This is a genomic window from Marinobacter sp. (assembly GCF_014859525.1).
Taxonomy (GTDB): Bacteria; Pseudomonadota; Gammaproteobacteria; order Pseudomonadales; family Oleiphilaceae; genus Marinobacter.
Genome location: NZ_JACUUB010000102.1, coordinates 1 through 6,822 on the forward strand (window position 1 = coordinate 1; position 6,822 = coordinate 6,822).

Sequence of the window (6,822 nt, forward strand, 5' to 3'; positions counted from 1 at the left end):
TCCGGATCGTCCTGCCAGCGCGCAAGGGTCTGGCAGGCCTGCTCCAGCACCCATCGCCCAATAGGAAGAATCAACCGGCTCTTTTCCGCCAAGGGAATAAACACCGCTGGCGACACCAGCCCCTGCTCCGGGTGCTGCCAGCGCAGCAGCACCTCGTACCCTACGCAAATGTCAGGGAATCGCACCTGGGGCTGAAAATACAGTACCAGCTGGTTTTCCTTCAGTGCATTACGCAGCTGATCCTCCAGCAAGACATGTTCAACCACCTTCGCCTGCATCTCAGGATTGAAAAAGGCCACGCGGTTGAGGCCTGTATGCCGTGTCTGTTCCTTGGCTTGCTGAGTGGCCTGCTCGGCCCGTTGGAGCTGTTGATCAAAATGGTCAACCACACCGCCGATGATGGTAATGCCGATACTCACATCCACCTGTACCCGATGCCCCATCACCTCAACCGGGCTGGCGAACGCTTCCAGGATTTTCTGTGCCACCACCTCGGCCAGCTGCGCGGCCTCTTGTTCCGAGGCTTGCAACGATGGCAGCAGCACACCGAACTCGTCACCACCAACCCGGGCCAGGGTGTCATTTTCCCGCATGATCGCCTGCAACCGACCCGCCAGCGATTTCAGTGCATTGTCCCCCACCTCGTAACCTCGGGAATCATTAACCGCCCGGAACTGCTCAATGTCCAGATACAGCAGTGCCGCGAAGGTACCGTTGCGGTGGTTGGATCGGCCCGCGTCAACAATCTGCTCCTCCAGCAGGGCCCGATTGGCCAGTCCGGTCAACGAATCGTAAAACGCCAACCGATGCACCTGTTGCTCGGCTTCTTTGCGCTCGGTGATGTCGTGAAAGGTGCCCACGTAATTAAGAATGGTGCCGGCGTCTCCCCGCACAGCGGTTACCGTGAGCCATTCTGCAAACACGTCGCCATTCTTTCGACGGTTCCAGATTTCGCCTTCCCAGGATCCGGTTTCAGTTACCCGGTGCCAAAGGTGCTGGTAGAAGGCCTTATCCTGGATTCCGGACTGCAGAATTTTCGGCGTTCGCCCGATCACTTCATGCTCTTCATAACCGGTAATGCGGGTAAAGGCCCGGTTGGCCCGAAGAATCACGCCCCGGTCGTCGGTAATAATAATGCCCAGATGGGTTTCAAAAGCCGTGGAGGCAATGCGCACCTCCGCCTGTTGCAGTTTGCTTTCGGTGATGTCCTGGACCAGTGCAAGGAAGCCATTGTTCTGCCCTTCGCTGTCCGGAATCGCCGCCACCCTGGCTTCAAAGTGCCGGGCCTCGCCCTCCAGGAACAACTGGTACTCGAAATTCCGCGGCTGTCGACTGTTGGCAACGTCTGTTTTTACAATGTCGAACCGCCTGGCCAGTTCTGGCGGAAGCACATCGTGATAATCCAGACCTTTAATTTGTTCCGGTGGCATAAGTAATTTGGACGGCTCAGCGGCATGAACAAACTCATACGTATCCTTCCGGCCGATGACAAAGATCATATCGGGTATCGAAGCAACCAACGCTCTCAGCCTTGCTGCGTTGCCTTGGGCATCCTGCTGCAGTTTTTTCCGGGTTTGGTTCTCTACCAACAGCGATTGCTCCACCCGGAGCCTTCGGTAAAACTGCTGGAGCAGGAAGCCACCCATCAGGGCACTCAGCACAATACCGACACTGCCAATCAGTACGCTTTGTCGCCAGCCCCGCATGGCTACCGCCGTTTGTTCTCCTACGACCACCACATAAGGCAACCCCTCAACCCGCCGGAAGGTATAGAAACGATTTTCACCATCGACCGGCGAGGCGGTAATCACCTGGCCTATGCTCTCGCTACTCTCGATAAAAGCCCGGGTGTGGGGTTCCTGAATACGGACTCCGGTGATCTCCGACGGTTCGCCGACAACTGGTTTTGGCAGTCGCGCCACTAGCCGCATCTTCTCGTCGATCAGGGCCAGGCTCTCGCCTTCCGACAAGGACAGGCGATCTACCGCCTTTGCCAGCACATCCGGTGATTGCCGAGCCAAAAGCAATGCATTAACCGAACCCGAGGCTGATCGTAGTTCGCGAATACGCCAGATCGAAAACTTGCCTGTGTCCGGATCGACATACAGCGGCGTTACCAAATCGCCGTTGGCGTCATCAGCAACAAAGCGTTCAATGAGCGCCGTAAGCAATGTCTGGTTCGCGGTTGTCGAGGAATACAGCGGACGGCCATCCAGACCGGTGACGAAAAAGGCATCGATAAAGCCGGTACCCTGGATTTTCTCATCCAGCAGCCCTTCTATACCCTCGAGACCCGCCTTGGCAGCAAACACGGGAGTCTCGATAAGCGGCTCAACAAAGGTGGCGATGGTGCGCAAGCTGTATTGCCCCGAAAGAAAGCTGTTAGCGATAAACGCAGACGCCAGGTCGGCCCGGGCCTGGGAGCGATCAAATGCCGCCTGGTACGTACGCTGGTAGGCGTTATTGCCAATGATCCCGGCAGAGATCAGCAGTATCAGGACAGCGAGCAAGTACAGCAATAATGGCAGAGGCTTTCGGCGTTGATGTAATTGCGTTGCGATCTCGGCGTTTGTTTTAGTCATCCGGCGCTTCGTAGTGTTTGTCTTTATGGGGATACCGCGACCATGCTGTTGATCGGTGGCGCTTTCGCGCGTGCCCCCTTCCTGAAACAGGGGCCTCTCTACTATAGTTGATAGCAATGGTGCCTGTTGGCTTTATTTCCCGGCACACGCTGCTTCCGTAACCCTGAGGAGTCTTCATGGAACTGCCCGCCTACCTGAAAGTCATGGCCGACAAGGGTGCCTCTGACCTGTTTTTTTCTACCGGTTCGCCCGTCATGATGAAAGTAGAAGGCAAAACCGGCCCGATCACCCAGAGCGCCCTCGCCTCTGGTGCCGTCCGTCAGTTGGCCTACTCGGTGATGAATGACAAGCAGCGGGCCGAGTTCGAGAAGAATCTGGAACTGGATATGGCGATTGGGGTGGACGACGTCGGTCGCTTCCGGGTGAATGTCTTCTGGCAGCGCGGTGAAGTCAGCATGGTGGTGCGCCACCTGCGTAACGACATTCCTTCTATTGAAGACCTTGGCCTGCCACCGGTGCTGAAAAAACTGATTATGGAGCCCCGTGGCCTGATACTGGTGGTGGGTTCCACCGGCTCAGGCAAGTCCACCACCCTGGCCTCGATGATTGACCATCGCAACAGCAACCAGTCCGGCCATATCCTGACGGTGGAAGACCCGATCGAGTACACCCACAGCCACAAGAAAAGTGTGGTCAATCAGCGGGAGGTGGGGGTGGATACCCGCTCCTACAACGAAGCCCTGCGCCGAGCCATGCGCGAAGCGCCCGATGTGATCATGATTGGTGAGATCCGTGACCGGGACACCATGAAGCACGCACTTACTTATGCGGAAACCGGCCACCTGTGCATCTCCACCCTGCACGCCAGCAACGTGGACCATACCATGCGCCGGATTGTGAACTTCTTTCCGGAGCATGCCCACAAGGAGCTGTTCATGGACATGAGCCTGCACCTGAAAGCGGTGGTGGCCCAGCGCCTGTTAAAGGGCAAAGACGGCAAACGGGTGGTGGCCGTAGAAGTGATGCTTGCCAGCCCCTACATCCGGGATCTGATCTCCAAGGGCGAGATAGATGGTATTGCGGACATCATGACCCGGGGCGGCGAACACGGTATGAAGACCTTTGATCAGGCCATTTTTGAGCTCTACAACGCGGGTAAGATCACGCAGGAAGAGGCCCTCAGCAATGCCAATTCCCGGCACAATCTTGAGGTGAAGATTCGCCTGGCCACTGGTGGTCTAAACTCTCCCAGCGATACGCTGAGCATTGACCAGAGCTGAATACGGCCAGAACAGAAAGGCCTGTACCTTTGTCCTGTTGTACGCGCCCTCATAAGCAAGCTATCGTCTGCCTTTACCTGCAGCAGGCGAGGCCCTATGAATCCGACCATCGAACTCCTGAAATCCCATCGCTCCATCCGCAAGTTCAAGGATCAGCAGATTCCCCGGGAACTGTTTGAAGACCTGATCCGTGCCGGGCAATGCGCAGCTACTTCCAACCACGTGCAGGCCTACACCATTATTCATGTGGTCAATCCGGAAAGCCGTCGGAAGCTCGCCGAACTTGCCGGCGGGCAAACCTATGTGGAGACCTGTTCGGATTTTCTGGTGTTCTGCGCCGATATGAAGCGGGCCACCGAATCCGCCGAGAAAGCCGGTGCGGAGGTGATTCGCGGTATGACGGAGCAGCTGCTGGTGGCCAGCGTTGACGCCGCACTGATTGCCCAGAATGTGGTGGTGGCGGCTGAATCGGAAGGCCTGGGTATCTGCTACATCGGCGGCATACGCAACAACCCGCAGGACGTGAGCGATCTGCTCAAACTGCCGGCGCATGTGTACCCGGTGTTCGGCCTGTGCCTGGGTTACCCGGACCAGAATCCGGAGGTGAAGCCAAGACTGCCCCTGGCCGCTATCCTCAAGGAAGACGTGTACGACGACGCCGAAGACGAGGCTCTGGTGGCCAGCTTCGACGACACCATGGCCCGTTATTACGGCGCGCGCACTGGCGGCAACAAGGATACCAACTGGTCCGAGCAGCTGAAGCCGCTGTTTACCAGCAAGCTGCGGCCACACATGAAGGAGTTCCTGAACAAGCGAGGGTTCGGGGTCAAGTAACCCACCTCCCCTCAGGCGTCCTCAAGGATGAGGACCACCAGCTCTTTCGGGCCATGGGCACCGTAAGCCAGCACCTGCTCAATATCCGCGGTTTTCGACGGGCCGGAGACCAGCAACAGGTTGGTCGGCAAACCGGCGGACCAGTGGTGCTTCTGCATCATGCCGTACAGGTTATCTTCCACCTCACTCGCCTTGAGCAGGGCGATGTGCAACGGCGGCAGCAGGCTCATCAGGCGCGGCTCGTGGCGGTCCGGCCAGAGCACCAGAGAACCGGTGGCTGCAATGCCACCGGCAGTAGCGGTGACGCTGGCATCCACCTTCCAGAACAGCTCGTCTTTCCATTCCTCGATGGGTCGGTCATAGATCATCAACTGTGCTTTCGCACCGCTGCTCTGCCAGTGTGCCGCCAGCTGTTTGCCGTGCTCGGTGCCCGGCGCATAGAGCAGGTTGCCCAGACCACGACTTTCGAGCAATTCCTGTACCTTGGCGGGCCACTGGGCACGGATCAGCTGATGCACTTCCGTGTGTACCGCCTCCATCAAAGAGCGCAGCCGGGTAATCCGGTCCTCCGGCGCATACTGCCAGGGCGTTGTGACCAGGCCCTCGTCGAAATCATCAGGCCGGGGCGTGGTGCCCGCCAGGCCGGCCCGGAGCTTGTTGAGAATATTGCTGCGGGCGCTCATCACCGATCCCCCTGATTCAGATGGGCTTTAGCCAGATCGTGCAACGACCGGCGGGCTGGCACCGGCGCTGAGTGGTTCTCGGTCCATGGGCCCACGTTTTTCGGTGCCAGCTTGCGCAAGCGGGTCGCGCCCCACAAGAACAACCGGTAGAACATCGGCGAAGTGTTCAGACTAGCCCAAAAGCGCCAGATCGCCCGCTCCTTGCGGGAGTATTTGGCACCACCATCTTTCACTTTCGGCTGCTCCGCGGGACGTTTCACGTTTTCCTGCCGCAATCGCTGCAGCATTTCCGGAATTGGAATCTTCACCGGGCACACTTCGCCACAGGCACCACACAATGACGACGCGCTGGGATGATCCGGCACCTTGTGCAGGCCCACCATATGCGGCGTAATGATCTTGCCGATCGGCCCCGGATACACCTCGCCATAGGTATGGCCACCCACCCGGGTATACACCGGGCAATGGTTCATGCAGGCGCCGCAGCGGATGCAGTTCAGGGTCTGGCGCAACTGGGCATCGGCAAAGGCGCCGCTGCGGCCGTTATCCAGCAGCACCAGATGCACTTCTTCCGGGCCATCCAGCTCGTCCGCCTTGCGCGGTCCTGAAATCATGTTCACGTAGGTGGTGATCGGCTGACCCAGAGCGGAGCGTGTCAGCAGTGACAACAGCGGCACCACGTCCCGCAGGTTTTCCACCACCTTTTCGATGCCCGTCACGGCAATGTGTACCGGCGGCGCAGTGGTGCTCATGCGACCGTTGCCTTCGTTTTCCACCAGCAGCAGGGTGCCGGTTTCGGCGATGGCGAAGTTGACGCCAGACACCCCGACGTCTGCCTCCAGAAACTTCTGGCGCAGGGTGCGCCGGCCAATCTGGATCAGCTCGTTCACATCCTCGGTCTCATCAACCCCGAGCTTGTCGTGGAACAGTTTGGAGACCTGAAAGCGGTTCTTGTGAATGGCCGGCATGATGATATGGGACGGCTTCTCACCATCCAGCTGGACAATGTACTCGCCCATGTCCGACTCCAGGCACTCGATGTTGCGCTCGGCCAGGTAGTCGTTCATCTCCATTTCTTCGCTCACCATGGACTTGCCCTTCACCACCTGAGCGCCTTTTTTCGCCTCGATGATGGAATGGACAATCCGGTTGGCCTCTTCGGTGGTCTCCGCCCAGTGGACCTTCACACCGTTGGCGGTCAGCTTGGCTTCCAGCCGTTCCAGCAAATCCGGCAACCGGGACAGGGCCCGGGCCTTGATGTGGTTACCCAGCTCCCGCAGGCCTTCCCGCTCGTCTTCATCCGGGAAGGCATCGGCGCGCTTTTTCATCAGCGAGTCCATGGCCACCCGAAAGTTGGTGCGCAGCTGGTCGTCCGCCAGGGCACCCACGGCGCGGCCACGGAAGCTGTCGGTCAGCTCTTTGACCGGTATACGCTGGCTCATG

General features: G+C 58.5%; 5 protein-coding genes. 2 read left to right on the top strand and 3 right to left on the bottom strand.

Annotated features, from left to right (window positions below):
* A partial coding sequence (locus IBX51_RS13720) for a diguanylate cyclase (RefSeq protein WP_291831850.1) occupies positions 1-2,582 on the bottom strand: 2,582 nt, incomplete at its 3' end.
* A 176-nt stretch (positions 2,583-2,758) separates the two neighbouring features.
* On the opposite strand from IBX51_RS13720, the gene IBX51_RS13725 reads away from it, so the two are divergent.
* Together IBX51_RS13725 and nfsA are read left to right on the top strand one after the other, a co-directional pair.
* Entirely contained in the window at positions 2,759-3,862 is a 1,104-nt protein-coding gene (locus IBX51_RS13725) for a PilT/PilU family type 4a pilus ATPase (RefSeq protein ID WP_291831851.1), read from the top strand.
* A gap of 96 nt (positions 3,863-3,958) precedes the next feature.
* Positions 3,959-4,696: an oxygen-insensitive NADPH nitroreductase gene (nfsA, locus tag IBX51_RS13730; RefSeq protein ID WP_291831852.1), complete on the top strand. Its 738-nt coding sequence runs from the start codon at positions 3,959-3,961 to the stop codon at positions 4,694-4,696.
* 11 nt (positions 4,697-4,707) lie between these two features.
* On the opposite strand, the gene IBX51_RS13735 is transcribed toward nfsA, so the two are convergent.
* Both IBX51_RS13735 and IBX51_RS13740 read right to left on the bottom strand, forming a co-directional pair.
* Positions 4,708-5,379 carry a lactate utilization protein C gene (locus tag IBX51_RS13735; RefSeq protein WP_291831853.1) on the bottom strand — a complete coding sequence of 224 codons (672 nt, stop codon included), beginning with the start codon at positions 5,377-5,379 and terminating at the stop codon, positions 4,708-4,710.
* The gene (locus IBX51_RS13740) at positions 5,379-6,821 is read right to left on the bottom strand and encodes a LutB/LldF family L-lactate oxidation iron-sulfur protein (protein ID WP_291831854.1); all 1,443 of its coding nucleotides are present in this window, start codon (positions 6,819-6,821) and stop codon (positions 5,379-5,381) included. Before IBX51_RS13740 ends, IBX51_RS13735 begins: the two co-directional genes overlap by 1 nt.
* Position 6,822 lies beyond the last annotated feature (1 nt).